The following is a 16476-nucleotide window of genomic DNA, read 5'->3' on the forward strand; positions in this document are numbered from 1 at the left end:
TTCCCGTCAACCCCGCAAAAGTCTCACGTAGGCGGCCGCCATCTCCAACCGCACGGCCAGCACCGCAAGCTGCTGTTCGGCCCGGCCCGGGCCGCTCGGCGACAGCGCCCCCTCCGGCGGGTTCGGGCTCGCGGTTTCCTCCGAGGCGCCCGGTGCCACCGGCACGTCCCCGGCTGCGACCAGGTCGACATCGGGTAGGCCGTTGATACGGGCCGCCACCACCGTGCGTTCGGCGGCCAGCGTCAGGGCCAGTACCCGCAGCCGGTCGGCGGCCGGGCCATCGATCTGCTCGTCATGGAAGATGTCGGCGACATCGCGGCCACCGGCGGACTGCGCCCGCAGCACGCTCACCGCGTCGGCCAGCCCAGTCGCCGCCACTGTGGTCCGACCGATCCGCAGCATCGCCGCGCTGCCGTGCCGCGCCAGCGCCAGGGTCGCCGCGCAGTCACCGGCCAACGCGACGTCACGACCGACGATGCGGTCGGCCAGCATCTTCGCCGGGTTGGTGAACAGCTCACGCGCGGCGCTGTCGCGCAGCGCCTCGGCGTCGAGTTCGTCGGCCAGCGCACCCAAGTCGGTGGGTGCGGCCGCGCCTTCCAGGGCGTCCAGGATGGCCAGCCCGGCGGCCAGGTAGCGCGGCAGGCCGAACTCCGCCGAGACAGCGATCCGCGGTTCCAGCACGGCGACGCGGCCGGCGGTGGCGTCACGCAGCGGCCCCTCGTAGGGTGCGACCACCACGACTCGCGCGCCACGACGTACCCCGGCCGCGGCCGCGGCGACTAGCGCCGGGTCACCCGGGTCGTCGCCCGCGACGATCAGGACGTCCAGCGATCCGATCCAGGACGGGACCTCGGCCGCCAGCACCAGCGGTGCCCGTGCCGAATCGCCGCGGGTGGCGGCAAGCAGGCTCCCGGCCGTGGCCGCGGTGCCGCGGGTGGACAACCAGATGATCGTCCGCGGCGGGTAGTCACGGCTCTCACTGCGCACGGCATCCAAGGCACCCTCATCGACCGTCGCGGCAGTAGCGCGGACCTGCGCGCCGGCCATCGATGCCGCCCACAGTGCGCCGTCGCGGTCAGCCGCCAGCAGGGCCTCGGTGTCATCGAGGTCGACGGTGGAGTAGGAGCCGGAGAACGCGGTCACGGACGCGACTTCTCCGCGGCGCCGACGGCTCGGCCTTGCTGGGCGATCTTTTCGGACACTTGGGCCACCACCGCGTCCACCGCGGCGGCGTCGGGCGCCTCGACGTTGAGCCGCAGCAGCGGCTCGGTGTTGGAGCTGCGCAGGTTGAACCAGCTGCCCGAACCCAGGTCTACGGTCACGCCGTCGAGGTGGTCCACCGACGACACCTGGGCACCGAAGGACCCGACCACCGCATCCACGCAGGCCTGCGCATCGGCAACGGTGAAGTTGATCTCACCGGACGCCGCGTAGCGCTGGTAGTCGGCAGTCAGCTCCGACAACGGCCGCTGCTGTTCACCGAGTGCGGCCAGTACGTGCAGGGCGGCCAGCATGCCCGAGTCAGCGCCCCAGAAATCCCGGAAGTAGTAGTGCGCCGAGTGCTCTCCGCCGAAGATGGCGCCGGTCTCGGCCATCAGCGCCTTGATGTAGGAGTGCCCGACCCGCGACCGCAGCGGTGTGCCGCCGCGCTCGGCGACCAGTTCCGGCACCGCATGCGAGGTGATCAGGTTGTGGATCACCGTCGCACCGGGCTCGCGGGCCAGTTCGCGGGCGGCCACCAAGCCGGTCACCGCCGACGGCGACACCGGCTCACCGCGCTCGTCGACCACGAAGCATCGGTCGGCGTCGCCGTCGAAGGCGAGGCCGATATCGGCGCCTTGCTCGCGCACGAAGGCCTGCAGATCGACCAGGTTTGCCGGATCCAGCGGGTTGGCCTCGTGGTTGGGGAAGTTGCCGTCCAGCTCGAAATACAGCGGCAGCAGTGTGATCGCGCCGACCGATCCGAACACCGCCGGTGCGGTGTGGCCCGCCATGCCGTTGCCGGCGTCGACGGCTACGCGCAGCGGACGCAGGCCGGAGATGTCGACCAGGGAGTGCAGGAATGCCGCATAGTCGGCCAGCACGTCGCGGTCGGTGATGCTGCCGCGCGATCCTTGGCCGTCGCCGGCCGGGTCGACCCCGGCGATCAGCTCATCGCGGATTCGGCCCAGGCCGGTATCGGCGCCCACCGGCTTGGCACCGGCGCGGCAGAGCTTGATGCCGTTGTAGGCGGCCGGGTTGTGGCTGGCGGTGAACATCGCACCCGGGCAATCCAGCGCCCCGGAGGCGAAATAAAGCTGGTCGGTCGACGCCAGCCCGATCCGGACCACGTCCAGGCCGCGGGCAACCACACCCTCGGCGAACGCCGCAGACAGCAGTGGCGAACTGTCCCGCATGTCGTGGCCGATCACCACCTGTCGGGCACCTTCCTCGGCCATCAGCCGGGCAAACGAGGACCCGACCTCGGTGACGAGGGTTTCATCGATCTCCGAACCGACCAGGCCGCGTACGTCGTACGCCTTGATCACACGGTGGACAGCCGCAGCGGGCCGAGACATGGACAGGGCTCCTGACGCAGTGGACTCTTGACGCTCAAGCCTAGCCCGGAACCCGCGATCAGTCCGAAGGGTCTGGCAACACACGCAGGTGGCCACGGCGTCGACCATTGGTCTTGCCGGGCGGACCGGGCGGTGCCAGCACACCACCACCGGGTCCGGCGGTGGACGCTCCGCGGGTCGGGGCGTCCACCGGATTGGCCTGTGGGTACCACCCGTTGGCCGGGGCCGCGCGCCCGGATTCGCGCTCACGAACCGCCTCGGCAAGCGCGATCAGGTCGTCCTCTTCAGGCGAAACCCACGGGCCGGGATGGCGGACCAGTTCCCAACCGCGCGGGGCGGTGATCCGGCCGGCATGGTTGAAGCACAGGTCCCAGGAATGCGGCTCAGCGGCCGTGGCCAGCGGGCCGACCACGGCGGTGGAGTCCGAGTAGACGAACGTCAGCGTCGCCACCGCATAGTGCGGACACCCTGGCCGGCAGCAACGACGAGGAACGTTCACGCCCGTGAGGCTATCGTGGCCGCTCGCCCCCGCAGCGCCGGACACGCGCAAGGCGCCGGCACCCTATGCACAACCGTTACCATCTTCTGCGTGATCGCCACGCGTCGCCGCTGGCGCGGCCGCGAAACCCGCGGGCCGCTGTTGCCGCCCACCGTGCCGGGCTGGCGCACCCGCGCCGAACGGTTCGATATGGCCGTGCTGGAGGCCTACGAGCCCATCGAACAACGCTGGAAGCAACGGTTGACGGCCCTGGACGTCGCCGTCGATGAGATCCCACGGATCGCCGCCAAAGACCCCGACAGCGTGCAGTGGCCCCCAGAAGTGGTCGCGGACGGGCCAATTCCGCTGGCCCGGTTGATCCCGGCCGGGGTGGATGTTCGGGGAAATCCGACGCGCGCCCGAATCTTGCTGTTCCGCAAGCCGATCGAGCAACGCGCAAACGACAGCACAGAGCTCGGCGATTTATTGCACGAGATTCTGGTGGCCCAAGTCGCCACCTACTTAGATGTCGAGCCCACCGTCATCGACCCGACGATCGACGACTAGTCCCTAGCTCAGATGATGCCGCGCTTGAGGCGGCGGCGCTCACGCTCGGAAAGCCCACCCCAGATACCGAAACGCTCGTCGTGAGCCAAGGCGTACTCCAGGCACTCGCTGCGAACCGAGCAACGCTGGCAGATCTTCTTGGCCTCCCGAGTCGAGCCGCCCTTCTCCGGGAAGAACGCCTCGGGGTCGGTCTGCGAGCACAGGGCGCGGTCCTGCCACTGCTCATTGGTGGCTGTCGCGGGGTCGAACGGGTCGAACTCGTCGTAGTCCTCGGGTGCGGGAACCAGACTCAGATGTGGGCGACTGGGCATCGCCTCCAGCCCGCTCGGCCCAGCCATTTCAGCCATTTCGGCACCGGCGTGCGGTGCTCCCCCCATCACGCCCCAAAGGTGCTCATAGGACATGCTCCGCCTCCTCACCTGTAGCGCGATCCTGATATGTCGGCCGAATCGGAAGATATTGACCATCCCGATTCGAACATGTGATCGAATCTCGGTCTGCGACACCGAAATCGGCTGGCCAACCGGGAAATGACACTAGTGTGATTAGACACGGGTTGATCAGCCCGGTCAAGCTGATTGGCCAAATTCCTTACCATCCCGTGATCGATTTCCAACGTGTCCGAGACCGGCGAGTCCGTGTCATCTACCCCACACCCGCCCCTCGGCGTGTCTTACCGCGTCCCCCGATACAGCGACGACGGCGGTCCGCCACACCGGCCGCAGCGGCGCCAAAGGTACTGTCGTGCGCTGTGAAGGTCACCGTTCTCGTCGGGGGGGTCGGCGGCGCCCGGTTCCTGCTCGGCGTCCAGAAACTACTGGGTCTGGGCCAATTCGCCGAATCCCCAGCTGGCCACGGGGCCGACGCGCACGAGCTGACCGCGGTCGTCAACGTCGGCGACGATGCCTGGATGCACGGGGTACGCATCTGCCCCGATCTGGACACCTGCATGTACACCCTGGGCGGCGGCGTGGATGCCGAGCGCGGCTGGGGACACCGCGACGAAACCTGGCATGCCATGGAGGAGTTGGCTCGCTACGGGATGCAGCCGGACTGGTTCGGCCTCGGCGACCGCGACCTGGCCACCCACCTGGTCCGAACCCAGTCGCTGCGGGCCGGTTATCCGCTGACCGAGGTGACCTCGGCGCTGTGCGAGCGCTGGCAGCCTGGAGCGCGACTGCTGCCCGTCACCAACGACAGCTGCGAAACCCACGTCGTCATCACCGATCCGGCCGACGACGCCCAGCGCGCGATCCACTTCCAGGAGTGGTGGGTGCGCTACCGCGCCCAAGTTCCCACCCACGGGTTCGGCTTCGTGGGCGCAGAGAAGGCCACGGCCACACCCGAAGTCGTCGACGCCATCACCGGCGCCGACATCGTGCTGCTGGCCCCCTCCAATCCGGTGGTCAGCATCGGTGCCATCCTGGCGGTTCCCGGTGTCCGCGCAGCGCTGCGCTCCACGGCGGCACCGGTCGTCGGCTACTCCCCGATCATCGCTGGAAAGCCGTTGCGCGGCATGGCCGATGTCTGCCTGAGCGTGATCGGCCTGGATTCCACCTCCCGGGCCGTCGGCGAGCACTACGGTGCCCGCAGCGGAACCGGAATCTTGGACTACTGGCTGGTGCACGAGGGCGAGTCCCCTGACAGTCCCGACATCGCGGGCGTGACTGTTCACGCCGCCCCGCTGCTGATGACCGATCCGGCGGCTACCGCCGAAATGGTCCGCACCGGACTGGAGCTAGCGGGGGTGTCACCATAAAGGGGCAAGGCGAGCACGGCAGCGCCGCCAAGGTCGAGATCCTGCCGGTGACCGGCTTGGGCGAATTTCGGCCCGGCGACGATCTCGCGGCCGCGCTGGCCCAAGCCGCACCGTGGCTGGCCGACGGGGACGTCGTGGTCGTCACCAGCAAGGTGGTGTCCAAGTGCGAGGGCCGCATCGTGCCGGCGCCGCACGACGCCGAGGCGCGTGATGCGCTGCGCCGCCAACTGGTCGAGGCCGAGGCGGTACGCGTACTGGCCCGCAAGGGCCGCACCTGGATCACCGAGAATCGCCTCGGACTGGTGCAGGCCGCCGCCGGCGTGGACGGCTCCAACGTGGGGTCCGACGAGCTCGCGCTGTTGCCTGTCGATCCCGACGGCAGCGCCGCCGCGTTGCGCGCCAGCCTGGCCGAGCGTCTGGGCGTCCACGTGGCGGTGCTGATCACCGACACCATGGGCCGCGCCTGGCGCAACGGCCAGATCGACGTCGCGATCGGCGCGTCGGGCCTGTCGGTGCTCAATGGCTACGCCGGATCCGTCGACCGGCATGGCAATGAATTGTTGGTCACCGAAGTCGCCGTCGCTGACGAACTCGCCGCGGCTGCCGACCTGGTCAAAGGCAAGCTCACCGATATCCCGGTGGCGGTGGTACGTGGTGTCGCCAGTCCCGACAACGGTTCCACCGCAGCCGCATTGGTGCGTTCCGGCTCCGAGGACCTGTTCTGGCTGGGCACCGCCGAGGCCATCGAGGTGGGGCGCGGGCAGGCTCAACTGCTGCGCCGCTCTGTGCGCAGCTTCGCCGGGGAACCCGTTCCGGCGCAACTGATCACCGACGCCATGGCCGAGGCCCTGACTGCCCCCGCGCCGCATCACACCCGCCCGGTCCGGTTCGTATGGCTGCAGACTCCGAGTGTGCGCACTCGGCTCCTCGATGCCATGGCGCAGCAGTGGCGATCCGATCTGACCGGCGACGGTAAAACCCCAGAAGCCATTGAGGCTAGGGTCTCGCGTGGCCAGATTCTGTATGACGCACCCGAAGTCGTCATCCCGATCATGGTGCCCGATGGCGCCCACCACTACCCGGACGCCGTCCGTACCGCCGCCGAGCACACCATGTTCACGGTCGCCGTGGGTGCCGCCGTCCAGGGCCTGCTGGTGGCGCTGGCGGTACGTGGCGTGGGCAGCTGCTGGATCGGTTCGACCATCTTCACCCCCGAGTTGGTCCGCACCGAACTGGATCTCCCGCCCGACTGGGAACCCTTGGGCGCCATCGCCATCGGCTACCCCACCGAGCCGCCCGAGCCCCGCGCCCCGGCCGACGTCGGTGACCTGCTGGTGCGGCGATGAGTCTGCACGACTCCGCTGTCGCGGCGCTGAGCGCTTGGGCCGCACCCGATTCCGCGCAGGACTCGCTGCGGCATGCGGTGCTGGCTTTTCTCGCTGCCCGCCCCGACGCATGCCGGCGCGAATGCGTTCCCGGCCACATCACCGCATCCACCCTGGTGCTCGACCACACCGGTAAGCGCGCGCTGCTCACGCTGCACCCGCGGGTGGGCCGCTGGCTGCAGCTCGGCGGGCACTGCGAGGACACCGACGCCGACATCGTCGCGGCCGCGCTGCGCGAGGCCACCGAGGAATCCGGCATCACCGGCCTGCGCCTGGATCCGGCGCTGGCGGCCGTGCACGTGCATCCGGTGACCTGCTCGCTGGGTGTGCCGACCCGGCACCTGGACCTGCAGTTCGTGGCGCATGCGCCCGCGGATGCGCAGATCGGAATCAGCGACGAGTCGCTCGCGCTGCGCTGGTGGCCGGTGGATGCGCTACCGCCGGACGCCGACGACGCGCTGGCGCATCTGGTGGCGCGGGCCGTCGGGTAGCCCTGCCACGCGGGCTCATTCGGAGTCGGTGACTCGCGTCCAGGGCTGGCAATTCTGCGACTCGAAGGCCTTGACCGTGACGGGAATGCTGGCGTACATCGGACCGATAGACGTATTCGTCTGGACCACATGGTCCTTGGCCGCATCGGGTGTGCTGTAGGTGAACCACGAACACATCGAATCTTGCGTCGGCACGTTGTTGATCCACACGCCGAAGGCCGAACCCGACCCGCCGGTGTGATACAGGCCCGGTGCGATATCGGTGCCGACCTGATAGACGCCGTTACCGGGAATCGGGTCAAGCGGATCCGCAGCGGCCGGCGCCGCCATGGCGACTGCGGCCAGGCACGCGACGAAGACCCTCGTGAACATGGTTATGACTATCCACCGTTGGCTCTGCGTGTATGGCGGAAAAGTTCGAGAAAGGTGCGCCCTGAGCGCAGCGTCAGCGGAGAGCCGGCTCAGACGTCGCTGGAGTAGCGGATGCCGCAGTCGGGGATCGACACCCCGGGCCACACCCGCGCCCCGCGCAGCAGCTCGCAGCGGGCCCCGATGTCGGCGCCGTCGCCGATCACCCCGTCGCGAATCAGTGCCCGCGGCCCGATCCGGGCGCCGAACCCGATGATCGAGCGTTCGATCACGCTGCCGGCCTCGACTTTCACGCCGTCGAAGATCACCGCGCCGTCCAGGCGGGCGCCCGGGCCGATCTCGGCGCCGCGGCCCACCACGGTTCCGCCGATCAGGACCGCACCCGGCGCCACCGAGGCGCCGTCGTGCACCAGCGCCTCGCCGCGCCGGCCGCCCAACGCCGGTGACGGCGCGATGCCGCGCACCAGGTCCGCCGATCCGCGCACGAAGTCCTCCGGGGTGCCCATGTCGCGCCAGTAGCTGGTGTCGACGTAGCCGCAGACCAACACGGCGTCGGCCAGCAGCGCGGGAAACACCTCGCGTTCCACCGAAACCGGGCGTCCGCGCGGGATGCGGTCGATGACGTCGCGGGACAGCACGTAGCAACCGGCATTGATCTGGTCGGTCGGCGGGTCCTCGGTCTTCTCCAGGAACGCGGTGACCCGCCCATCCGTGGTGGGCACGCAGCCGAAGGCACGCGGATCGCCGACGCGGACCAGGTGCAGGGTCGCCTCGGCCCCCTGCTCGCGGTGGTAGTCGTGCAGCTCGGTCAGATCCGCCCCGGACAGCACGTCACCGTTGAACACCATGGCGGTGTCTTGGCGCAGCTTGGGCGCGACGTTGGCGATTCCGCCGCCGGTGCCCAGCGGCTCCTCCTCGGTCACGTAGTCGATCTGCAGGCCGAGCGCGGAGCCGTCGCCGAACTCCTCGGCGAACACCTCCGGCTTGTATGAGGTGCTGAGGATGACGTGCTCGATGCCGGCGGCGGCGATCCGCGACAGCAGGTGGGTCAGGAAGGGCAACCCCGCGGTCGGCAGCATCGGCTTGGGCGCCGACAGGGTCAACGGCCGCAGCCGGGTCCCCTTGCCGCCGACGAGGACCACCGCGTCGACTTGGCTCAGTGTCACGGGTGTCCCTTCGTCAAGGTGCGGCGGGCGTTGCGCACCGCCAAGTGTGAGCGCACCGCCAGCGCGCCCCGCATGCTCCAGCGCAGCGGGGCCCGCCACCAGCCGGTGTGCCGGTCGGCGAGGTAGGTATAGGTGCTGCGGTGATGTGCGGCCAGGTTGCGCGCGGGGTCCTTGCCCGTGGCGTGGCCCTTCTGGTGCAACACCTCGGCCGAGGGCACGTAGACGTTGAGCCAGCCGGCCTTGGCCAACCGGTCCCCCAGGTCGACGTCCTCCATATAGAGGAAGTAGCGCTCGTCGAAGCCGCCGATCGCGTCGAACGCGGCCCGGCGCACCAGCAGGCAGGCACCCGAGAGCCACCCGACCGAGCGCTCGCTGGGCTCCAGCCGTTCCTGCCGATAAGCACGGGTCCAGGGATTGTTGGGCCACACCGGACCGACCACGGCGTGCATGCCGCCGCGGATCAGGCTGGGCAGATGGCGGGCCGAGGGGTACACCGAGCCGTCCGGTTCCCGGATCAGCGGACCCAGCGTCGCCGCCTGCGGCCACCGGGCGGCCGCGTCCAGTAGGGCTTCGATGCTGCCCGGACCCCACTGCACGTCGGGGTTGGCCACGATGAGAAATTCGCTGCGTTCGCCGCCCTCGGAGTCCAGCAGGGCCACCCCGGCGTTGACCGCTCCGCCGTAGCCCAGGTTGGACCCGGTATGCAGCAGCTGCACGTTGGGGTAGCGCTCCGCGGCTTCCTCCGGTGCACCGTCGGTGGATCCGTTGTCGGCCATCACCACCCGCACCGGGCGGTCGGTCGCCAGCGACAGCGATGCCAGGAATCGGTCCAGATGCCAACCCGGCGAATAGGTCACCGTCACCACCGGTAGGGCCTCACTCACGGCGTAGAGGTTATCTGGCCAAGGCGGCGGACAGTGCATCGCTCCACCGGCGCAGCGGTGCCAGGCCGGCCCGCGCCGACTCGGCGCCCGACAACGCGGAGTAGGCGGGCCGGGCCGCCGGGCGCGGGTGCGCGGCACTGCTGACCGGCCGTACCCGGTCCGGGTCGGCCCCGACCGCGGCGAACACCGCCCGGGCCTGTTCGTACCGGCTGGCGGCCCCGGCATTGGCGGCATGCAACACCCGAGCGCTGGGCCGGGCATCGGCCAGGACCAGCAGCGCATCGACGAGATCGCCGACATAAGTCGGGGACCCGATCTGGTCATCGACCACCTGCACGTCCCCGTCGCCCGCGGCCTTTTCGCGCATCACCGCGGCGAAGTCGGAGCCGCCGGCGGCGCCGGTGTAGACCCACGCGGTGCGCACCACCAGAGCATCCGGAGAGGCCGCCAGCACCGCGTTCTCACCGGCAAGTTTGGTAGCGCCGTAGACGGACAGCGGCCGGGTGGCATCGCCCACTTCGTACGGGCGCGGCGGGGCGCCGCCGAAGTCGCCATCGAAGACGTAGTCGGTGGAGATGTGGATCAGCCGGGCCCCGGCCCGCGCGCAGGCGGCCGCCAGGTGGCCCGGCCCGGCGGCGTTGACGGCGTGGGCACGCTCGGCGTCGTTCTCGGCGGCGTCGACCTGGGTGTAGGCCGCACAGTTGATCAGCACGTCCCCGGCCCGCAAGTCCACGGCGTCCACCGCGGCGGCATCGGTGATATCGCACTGCGCCGAGGTCAGGGCCAGCACGTGATGGCCTGTCTCGGCGGCGCGGGAGGCCAGAAAAGTGCCGACTTGGCCGCCGGCGCCGGTGATCACAATCCGCATGAGCGTCGAGCTTATGCGGCGGTCCCAGCTTCCCCTCTCCTCCGTCGACGCTCGCTGAACCGCCGACCCCACGCCGGCGGTCCCAGCTTCCCCTCTCCTCCGTCGACGCTCGCTGAACCGCCGACCCCACGCGGCGGCCCCAGCTTCCCCTCTCCTCCGTCGAGACTCGCTGAACCGCCGGGCTGCCACGCCGTACTCGGCTACCGCCGATACAGCAGTTACGCAAGTAATCTGAAGTGATGCCTGCGCAACGTGTGATTCGTGTGATTGCCACGGTGGCAGCCGTCGCCGTCGTCTTGGGCACCGGAGTGGCCTGGAGCCAGGTCCGGTCGTTCGAGGACGGGATCTTCCACGTCTCCTCGCTGGCGCTGGGCAACGGCGGGTCCGACGGCGCGGTCGACATCCTGCTGGTCGGAATGGACAGCCGCACCGACGCTCACGGCAATCCGCTGACGCCGGAAGAGCTGACCGCACTGCGCGTCGGCGACGACGAAGCCACCAACACCGACACGATCATCCTGGTCCGGATTCCCAACAACGGAAAGTCGGCCACCGCGATCTCGATCCCCCGCGACTCCTACGTGGCGGCACCCGGCCTGGACAAGACCAAGATCAACGGCGTGTACGGGGCCACCCGGCTAGAGACCGCCGACGCGCTCGTCGCATCCGGGATGGACCCGATCCAGGCGCAGGCGCGCGGTACCGAGGCGGGCCGCGAGGCCCTGATCAAGACGGTGGCCGATCTGACCGGCGTCACCGTCGACCACTACGCCGAGATCGGACTGCTCGGGTTCGCGCTGATCACCGACGCCCTCGGCGGCGTGGACGTCTGCCTCAAGGAGCCGGTGTACGAAGAGCTCTCCGGCGCGGACTTCCCGGCCGGCTGGCAGCGACTCGGCGGTGCCCAGGCGCTGAGCTTCGTGCGGCAGCGCCACGAACTCCCGCACGGCGACCTGGACCGGGTCCGGCGCCAGCAGACGGTGATGGCCTCGCTGGCGCACCAGGTCATCTCCGGCAAGACCCTGTCCAGCCCCGGCACCCTGTCGCGGCTGCAGGCCGCGGTACAGCGGTCGGTGGTGCTGTCGGCGGGCTGGGACGTGATCGACTTTGTCACCAAGGCCCAAGACCTGGCCGCGGGCAAAGTGGCGTTCGCCACCATCCCGGTGCTCGAGGAGTCGGGCTGGAGCGACGACGGCATGCAGAGCGTGGTGCGCGTCGACCCCGGCCAGGTAGCCGACTGGGTCGCCGGACTGCTGCACGATCAGGACGAGGGCAAGACCGAGCTGCTGGCCTACAACCCGGAACAGACCACCGCCAGCGTGCTCAACGACACCGACATCAACGGCCTGGCCGCCGCGGTCTCCGGGGTGCTCAACGCCAAGGGATTCGGCACCGGGTCAGTCGGCAACAACGAGTCCGGGCACGTGCCCACCAGCCAGGTGCAGGCCGCCTCGGCCGACGACCCCGGCGCACTGGCGGTGGCCAGGGACCTGGGCGGGTTGCCGGTGGTGTCCAACGAGTCGGTCCCGACCGGCTCGGTGCGCGTCGTGCTGGCCAACGACTACACCGGGCCGGGATCGGGCATGGGCTCCGGCGGCAGCGGTGTACAGGCGGCCGGCATCTCCAGCTACGACGACGAGGCACCCCAAATCCCCGTTGCGTCACCGATTCTGACCGCGGGTTCCAACGACCCGCAGTGCGTGAACTAACGTCGCTGCGGTGATCAACCTCAGCGCGGCGATCCTCGATCCGATCATGCGCGCCGACCCGGTGGGGCCACGGATCACCTTCTACGACGACGATTCCGCCGAACGCATCGAACTGTCCGCGGCGACGCTGGCGAATTGGGCCGCCAAGACCGGCAACCTGCTGCGCGACGAGCTGGGTGCCGCAGCAGGCAGTCGTATCGCGGTGCTGTTGCCCGCGCACTGGCAGACGGCGGCGGTGCTGTTCGGCGCCTGGTGGATCGGGGCCGAAGTACTGCTCGATGACACAGCGCAGGACGCCGACATCGCGCTGTGCACCGCCGAGCGGCTCGATGAGGCCGACGCGGCGGTGGCAGCCACCGGCGGCGAGGTGGTGGTGCTGTCGCTGGACCCGTTCGGCCGGCCGGCCCCCGACCTGCCGGTAGGCGTCACCGACTATGCGACCGCGGTGCGGGTGCATGGCGACCAGATCGTCGCCGAACGTGCCCCCGGCCCAGCCCTGGCCGGATCGTCGGCCGACGACGTGCTGGCGGCGTGCCAAAAGTGCGCGGCAGCGCTGGGTTTGACCCCGTCGGACCGGGTGTGGTCGACCAAGGACTGGGACAACCCGACCGCGCTGATCGAGAACATGCTGACGCTGTTCGCCGTGGGAGCCTCACTGGTGCAGGTCGCCAACCCCGATCCCGACCTGCAGGAGCGCCGCCGGGCCAGCGAGAAGGTCACCCGAAACCTGGATTGACGCGATTTCGGCGCGATTGTTCCCGCTCAGCGGGCGCAACCGCGCCGAAATCGCCATACGGCGATACATGCATAAATGCTTATATGCTGATACGCTAGCCCGCAAGAACCCGCCGTACGAAAGAGGAGATGACTCATGGCAGTGCAGGGATTGCTGGTCAAAGCGGCGTCGACGGTGTTCACCGGACTGGTCGGCGTGAGCGCCTACGAGGTGGCCCGCCGGGCCCTGGCGAAAGCCCCGCTGCACGAGGCAGCGGTGACGGCCACCGAGTGGAGCCTGCGCGGAACCCGGCGAGCCGAAGAGGTCGCCGAATCGGCACGACTGAAGGTGGCCGATGTGGTTGCCGAGGCTCGCGAGCGCATCGGCGAGGAGGCCACCCCGCCGGCAGCAGCCGTCGAGCACGACCACGACCACTGACCGCCCGGCGCCGACGATGGGAAGCGCAGCGATGAACAGCAGCGGCGCCATAGCGACCGTGCCGGCGGCCAACGACGAGCTGACGGTCATCTCCGATGCCGCCGGCCGGATGCGGGTGCAGGTCTCCTGGGTCCGCGGCGATTCACGGCGTGCGGTGGCCGCCGAAGAGGCCGCCGGCCGCGTCAACGGGGTGCGCACCGTGCACGCCTATCCGCGGACCGGTTCGGTCGTGGTCTGGTACTCCCCCAAACGCAGTGACACCGCGGAGATCCTCGCGGCGATCGCGTCTGCAGCCACCGTCGCCGCCGAGCTGATCCCCGCCCGCACACCGCGCTCGGCCGACGTCAGCAACACCGACGTGCTGCGCATGGTGATCGGCGGCGCGGCGCTGGCACTGCTGGGCATGCGCCGCTACGTCTTCGCCCGGCCGCCACTGCTGGGACCCAGCGGGCAGCTCGTCGCGACCAGCGCCACGGTCTTCATGGGTTACCCCTTCCTGCGGGGCGCGCTGCGCTCGATCCGGTCCGGCAAGGCCGGCACCGACGCACTGGTGACCGCCGCGACCGTGGCGAGCCTGGTGCTTCGGGAGAACGTGGTCGCATTGACCGTGCTGTGGCTGCTCAATATCGGTGAATACCTGCAGGATCTGACGCTGCGCCGCACCCGCCGTGCCATCTCGGATCTGCTGCGCGGCAACCAGGACACCGCGTGGGTCCGGCTGCCCGACGGTACCGAGGTTCAGGTGCCCATCGACACGGTGCAGATCGGCGACGAGGTGGTCATCCACGACCACGTGGCGATCCCGGTCGACGGCGAGGTCATCGACGGCGAAGCCATCGTGGACCAATCGGCCATCACCGGCGAGACCCTGCCGGTCAGTGTGATCGCCGGCGCCCGAGTGCATGCCGGTTCGGTGGTGGTGCGCGGCCGAGTGGTGGTCCGGGCCACCGCGGTGGGCAACCAGACCGTGATCGGGCGCATCATCAGCCGCGTCGAAGAGGCGCAGCACGACCGCGCGCCGATCCAGACCGTCGGCGAGAACTTCTCGCGGCGCTTCGTACCAGCCTCGTTCATCCTGTCGGCGATCACCTTGGTGCTCACCGGCGATGTCCGCCGCGCGATGACGATGCTGCTGATCGCCTGCCCGTGCGCGGTGGGGCTGGCCACGCCCACCGCGATCAGCGCCGCGATCGGCAACGGCGCCCGGCGCGGCATCCTGATCAAGGGCGGCTCGCATCTGGAGCAGGCCGGCCGGGTGGACGCGATCGTGTTCGACAAGACCGGCACACTGACGGTGGGCCGTCCGGTGGTGACCAATATCGTTGCCATCCACAAGGATTGGCAGCCCGAACAGGTGCTCGCCTATGCCGCCAGCTCGGAGCTGCATTCGCGTCACCCGCTGGCCGAAGCGGTGATTCGGTCCACCGAAGAACGCCACATCAGTATCCCGCCGCACGAGGAGTGCGAGGTCCTGGTGGGGTTGGGCATCCGCACCTGGGCCGACGGCCGCACCCTGCTGTTGGGTAGCCCGAACCTGTTGCGCTCGGAGAAGGTCCGCATCTCCAAGAAGGCGGCGGACTGGGTCAACAAGCTGCGCGCACAGGCCGAGACCCCGCTGCTGCTAGCAGTCGACGGCACCTTGGTCGGGTTGATCAGTCTGCGTGACGAGGTACGCCCAGAGTCGCGCGAGGTGCTTGAGGCGTTGCGCGCCAAGGGTGTTCGCCGCATCGTCATGCTCACCGGCGATCACCCCGAGACCGCGGCAGCGGTGGCGGCCGAACTCGGCATCGACGAATGGCGGGCCGAGGTGCTGCCGGAGGACAAGCTGCAGGTGGTCCGCGGACTGCAGGACGAGGGCTACGTGGTGGGCATGGTCGGTGACGGCGTCAACGACGCGCCGGCATTGGCCGCCGCGAACATCGGGATCGCCATGGGTCTGGCCGGTACCGACGTCGCCGTGGAGACCGCCGATGTCGCGCTGGCCAACGACGACCTGCGCCGGCTGCTCGACGTGCGAGACCTGGGCGGACGTGCCGTTGAGGTGATTCGGCAGAACTACGGCATGTCGATCGCGGTCAACGCCGCCGGCCTGTTGATCGGCGCCGGCGGAGCACTGTCACCGGTGCTCGCCGCGATCCTGCACAACGCGTCGTCGGTGGCCGTCGTCGCCAACAGCTCGCGGTTGATTCGCTACCGGCTGGGCGTCGAGGCGGCGACGCCGATGGCGTCCGTGCCGTCCGTGCCGTAATCTGTCGACGTCCCGACTGTTCCTGTCGAGCACCACCACCAGCTCCAGGGCAGTCGGGACTTAGCGTCGGTAGGCGCAACAGCCCCTTAGCAGCCGTTAACAGCCACAGCCCTCGCCGCGCCAGGAGCGGAAGCCCTGCCACACCGAAACGGCGGCCACTCCCAGACCTATCAGCGGGTCGAGCCACCAGCCGCCGGACCACCCGGTGGTGAGAGTAAGACCGACCAGCACCGCGGCGGCCTGGATCGCACACAGATAGTTCTGCACTCCCTCACCGACGGTCGCCGCCGAGCCGAGCCGCGTGCCGAGCCGTCGCTGGGCCCGGCCCAGCATCGGCATCACCAGCACGGCCGCGGCGGTGACCGCGATGCCGATGGCGCTGCCTTCGCTGCGGTGGTCGCCGACAAAGTGGCGTATCGATTCCGCGGCGATATAGGGGGCGTTGATCCAGAACGAGATCGCCACGCCGATCTGAGCGCGCCGCTCCGCCGTCTCGGACAATGTGCGGGCACCGGTGAATCGCCAGATCACCACGGCCCCGGCCAGCGCCTCGGGAATGGCACCCAGCGCCCAGCCGGTCAACGCGATCGAACCGGCGGCCAGGCCCTGCCACAGGCCCACCACACCTTCGATTCCCACCAGGACCAGGCTGACCCAGGCAAGCCGGCGAGCCCAGGTCGCTGCGCGGTGCCAACCCGCATCGCGAACGACGGGAACGCCGTGGGCATGCCCAGCGTGGTCGTGGTCGTGCTCGTGGTGCCCGATGATCGTGCCCGGGGCGTCCATCACCGGATCGGCGATGCCCGCTGCGGGGCCCACGACGCTACTGTCCACGCAAAAA

General features: G+C 69.7%; 17 protein-coding genes. 8 read left to right on the plus strand and 9 right to left on the minus strand.

Annotation, left to right across the window (positions count from 1 at the left end; all coding sequences use genetic code 11):
- Positions 1 to 6: 6 nt before the first annotated feature.
- From MJO54_RS17075 to MJO54_RS17085, 3 genes are read right to left on the minus strand one after another with little or no spacing between them, the layout of a single operon-like run.
- A complete protein-coding gene (locus MJO54_RS17075) occupies positions 7 to 1143 on the minus strand; it encodes a hypothetical protein (RefSeq protein ID WP_064888785.1) in 1137 nt (378 codons plus the stop codon).
- The gene (locus MJO54_RS17080) at positions 1140 to 2558 is read right to left on the minus strand and encodes a phosphomannomutase/phosphoglucomutase (RefSeq protein WP_046285005.1); all 1419 of its coding nucleotides are present in this window, start codon (positions 2556 to 2558) and stop codon (positions 1140 to 1142) included. Before MJO54_RS17080 ends, MJO54_RS17075 begins: the two co-directional genes overlap by 4 nt.
- Before the next feature lie 58 nt (positions 2559 to 2616).
- On the minus strand, positions 2617 to 3057 hold the full coding sequence (locus MJO54_RS17085) for a DUF3499 domain-containing protein (RefSeq protein WP_192830602.1): 441 nt from the start codon (positions 3055 to 3057) through the stop codon (positions 2617 to 2619).
- A gap of 93 nt (positions 3058 to 3150) precedes the next feature.
- On the opposite strand from MJO54_RS17085, the gene MJO54_RS17090 reads away from it, so the two are divergent.
- Positions 3151 to 3603 carry a metallopeptidase family protein gene (locus tag MJO54_RS17090; protein ID WP_046285013.1) on the plus strand — a complete coding sequence of 151 codons (453 nt, stop codon included), beginning with the start codon at positions 3151 to 3153 and terminating at the stop codon, positions 3601 to 3603.
- An 8-nt stretch (positions 3604 to 3611) separates the two neighbouring features.
- Here the strand turns inward: MJO54_RS17090 and MJO54_RS17095 are convergent, their stop codons facing one another.
- The gene (locus tag MJO54_RS17095) at positions 3612 to 4007 is read right to left on the minus strand and encodes a WhiB family transcriptional regulator (protein ID WP_105295842.1); all 396 of its coding nucleotides are present in this window, start codon (positions 4005 to 4007) and stop codon (positions 3612 to 3614) included.
- Between the two features lie 347 nt (positions 4008 to 4354).
- On the opposite strand from MJO54_RS17095, the gene cofD reads away from it, so the two are divergent.
- The 3 genes from cofD to MJO54_RS17110 are packed head-to-tail and all read left to right on the plus strand — an operon-like array spanning position 4355 to position 7238.
- Positions 4355 to 5362, plus strand: a complete 1008-nt coding sequence (gene cofD / locus MJO54_RS17100; protein ID WP_064888787.1) for a 2-phospho-L-lactate transferase — start codon at positions 4355 to 4357, stop codon at positions 5360 to 5362.
- Positions 5359 to 6708: a coenzyme F420-0:L-glutamate ligase gene (locus MJO54_RS17105; RefSeq protein ID WP_046285002.1), complete on the plus strand. Its 1350-nt coding sequence runs from the start codon at positions 5359 to 5361 to the stop codon at positions 6706 to 6708. Before cofD ends, MJO54_RS17105 begins: the two co-directional genes overlap by 4 nt.
- The gene (locus MJO54_RS17110; protein WP_046285001.1) at positions 6705 to 7238 is read left to right on the plus strand and encodes an NUDIX hydrolase; all 534 of its coding nucleotides are present in this window, start codon (positions 6705 to 6707) and stop codon (positions 7236 to 7238) included. The genes MJO54_RS17105 and MJO54_RS17110 overlap by 4 nt, the downstream gene beginning before the upstream one ends.
- Positions 7239 to 7253: 15 nt before the next feature.
- Here MJO54_RS17110 and MJO54_RS17115 read toward each other — a convergent pair whose 3' ends face one another.
- The 4 genes from MJO54_RS17115 to rfbD all read right to left on the minus strand — a co-directional run bounded on the left by MJO54_RS17115 (position 7254) and on the right by rfbD (position 10540).
- Positions 7254 to 7610, minus strand: a complete 357-nt coding sequence (locus MJO54_RS17115) for an Rv1352/Rv1906c domain-containing protein (protein ID WP_046285000.1) — start codon at positions 7608 to 7610, stop codon at positions 7254 to 7256.
- An 89-nt stretch (positions 7611 to 7699) separates the two neighbouring features.
- Positions 7700 to 8773 carry a mannose-1-phosphate guanylyltransferase ManB gene (gene manB, locus MJO54_RS17120; protein ID WP_046284999.1) on the minus strand — a complete coding sequence of 358 codons (1074 nt, stop codon included), beginning with the start codon at positions 8771 to 8773 and terminating at the stop codon, positions 7700 to 7702.
- Positions 8770 to 9657: a glycosyltransferase family 2 protein gene (locus MJO54_RS17125; protein WP_275564464.1), complete on the minus strand. Its 888-nt coding sequence runs from the start codon at positions 9655 to 9657 to the stop codon at positions 8770 to 8772. The genes manB and MJO54_RS17125 overlap by 4 nt, the downstream gene beginning before the upstream one ends.
- Before the next feature lie 10 nt (positions 9658 to 9667).
- Complete coding sequence (gene rfbD, locus MJO54_RS17130) at positions 9668 to 10540, minus strand: dTDP-4-dehydrorhamnose reductase (RefSeq protein WP_434085448.1); 873 nt, start codon at positions 10538 to 10540, stop codon at positions 9668 to 9670.
- Between the two features lie 224 nt (positions 10541 to 10764).
- Here rfbD and MJO54_RS17135 point away from each other — a divergent pair, with 224 nt between their 5' ends.
- The 4 genes from MJO54_RS17135 (at position 10765) to ctpC (ending at position 15635) form a co-directional block, all read left to right on the plus strand.
- A complete protein-coding gene (locus MJO54_RS17135) occupies positions 10765 to 12234 on the plus strand; it encodes an LCP family protein (RefSeq protein ID WP_275564465.1) in 1470 nt (489 codons plus the stop codon).
- Between the two features lie 10 nt (positions 12235 to 12244).
- Positions 12245 to 12970 carry a TIGR03089 family protein gene (locus MJO54_RS17140; protein WP_464515773.1) on the plus strand — a complete coding sequence of 242 codons (726 nt, stop codon included), beginning with the start codon at positions 12245 to 12247 and terminating at the stop codon, positions 12968 to 12970.
- A gap of 135 nt (positions 12971 to 13105) precedes the next feature.
- Positions 13106 to 13387 (plus strand): DUF1490 family protein, encoded by a 282-nt coding sequence (locus MJO54_RS17145; RefSeq protein WP_046284995.1) that lies wholly within the window; start codon positions 13106 to 13108, stop codon positions 13385 to 13387.
- Positions 13388 to 13418: 31 nt separating this feature from the next.
- Positions 13419 to 15635: a manganese-exporting P-type ATPase CtpC gene (gene ctpC / locus MJO54_RS17150; protein WP_240175224.1), complete on the plus strand. Its 2217-nt coding sequence runs from the start codon at positions 13419 to 13421 to the stop codon at positions 15633 to 15635.
- Between the two features lie 96 nt (positions 15636 to 15731).
- Here ctpC and MJO54_RS17155 read toward each other — a convergent pair whose 3' ends face one another.
- Entirely contained in the window at positions 15732 to 16469 is a 738-nt protein-coding gene (locus MJO54_RS17155; protein ID WP_233428581.1) for a cation efflux transmembrane domain-containing protein, read from the minus strand.
- Between the last annotated feature and the right edge of the window lie 7 nt (positions 16470 to 16476).

The organism is Mycolicibacter virginiensis (assembly GCF_022374935.2).
Lineage (GTDB): Bacteria > Actinomycetota > Actinomycetes > Mycobacteriales > Mycobacteriaceae > Mycobacterium > Mycobacterium virginiense.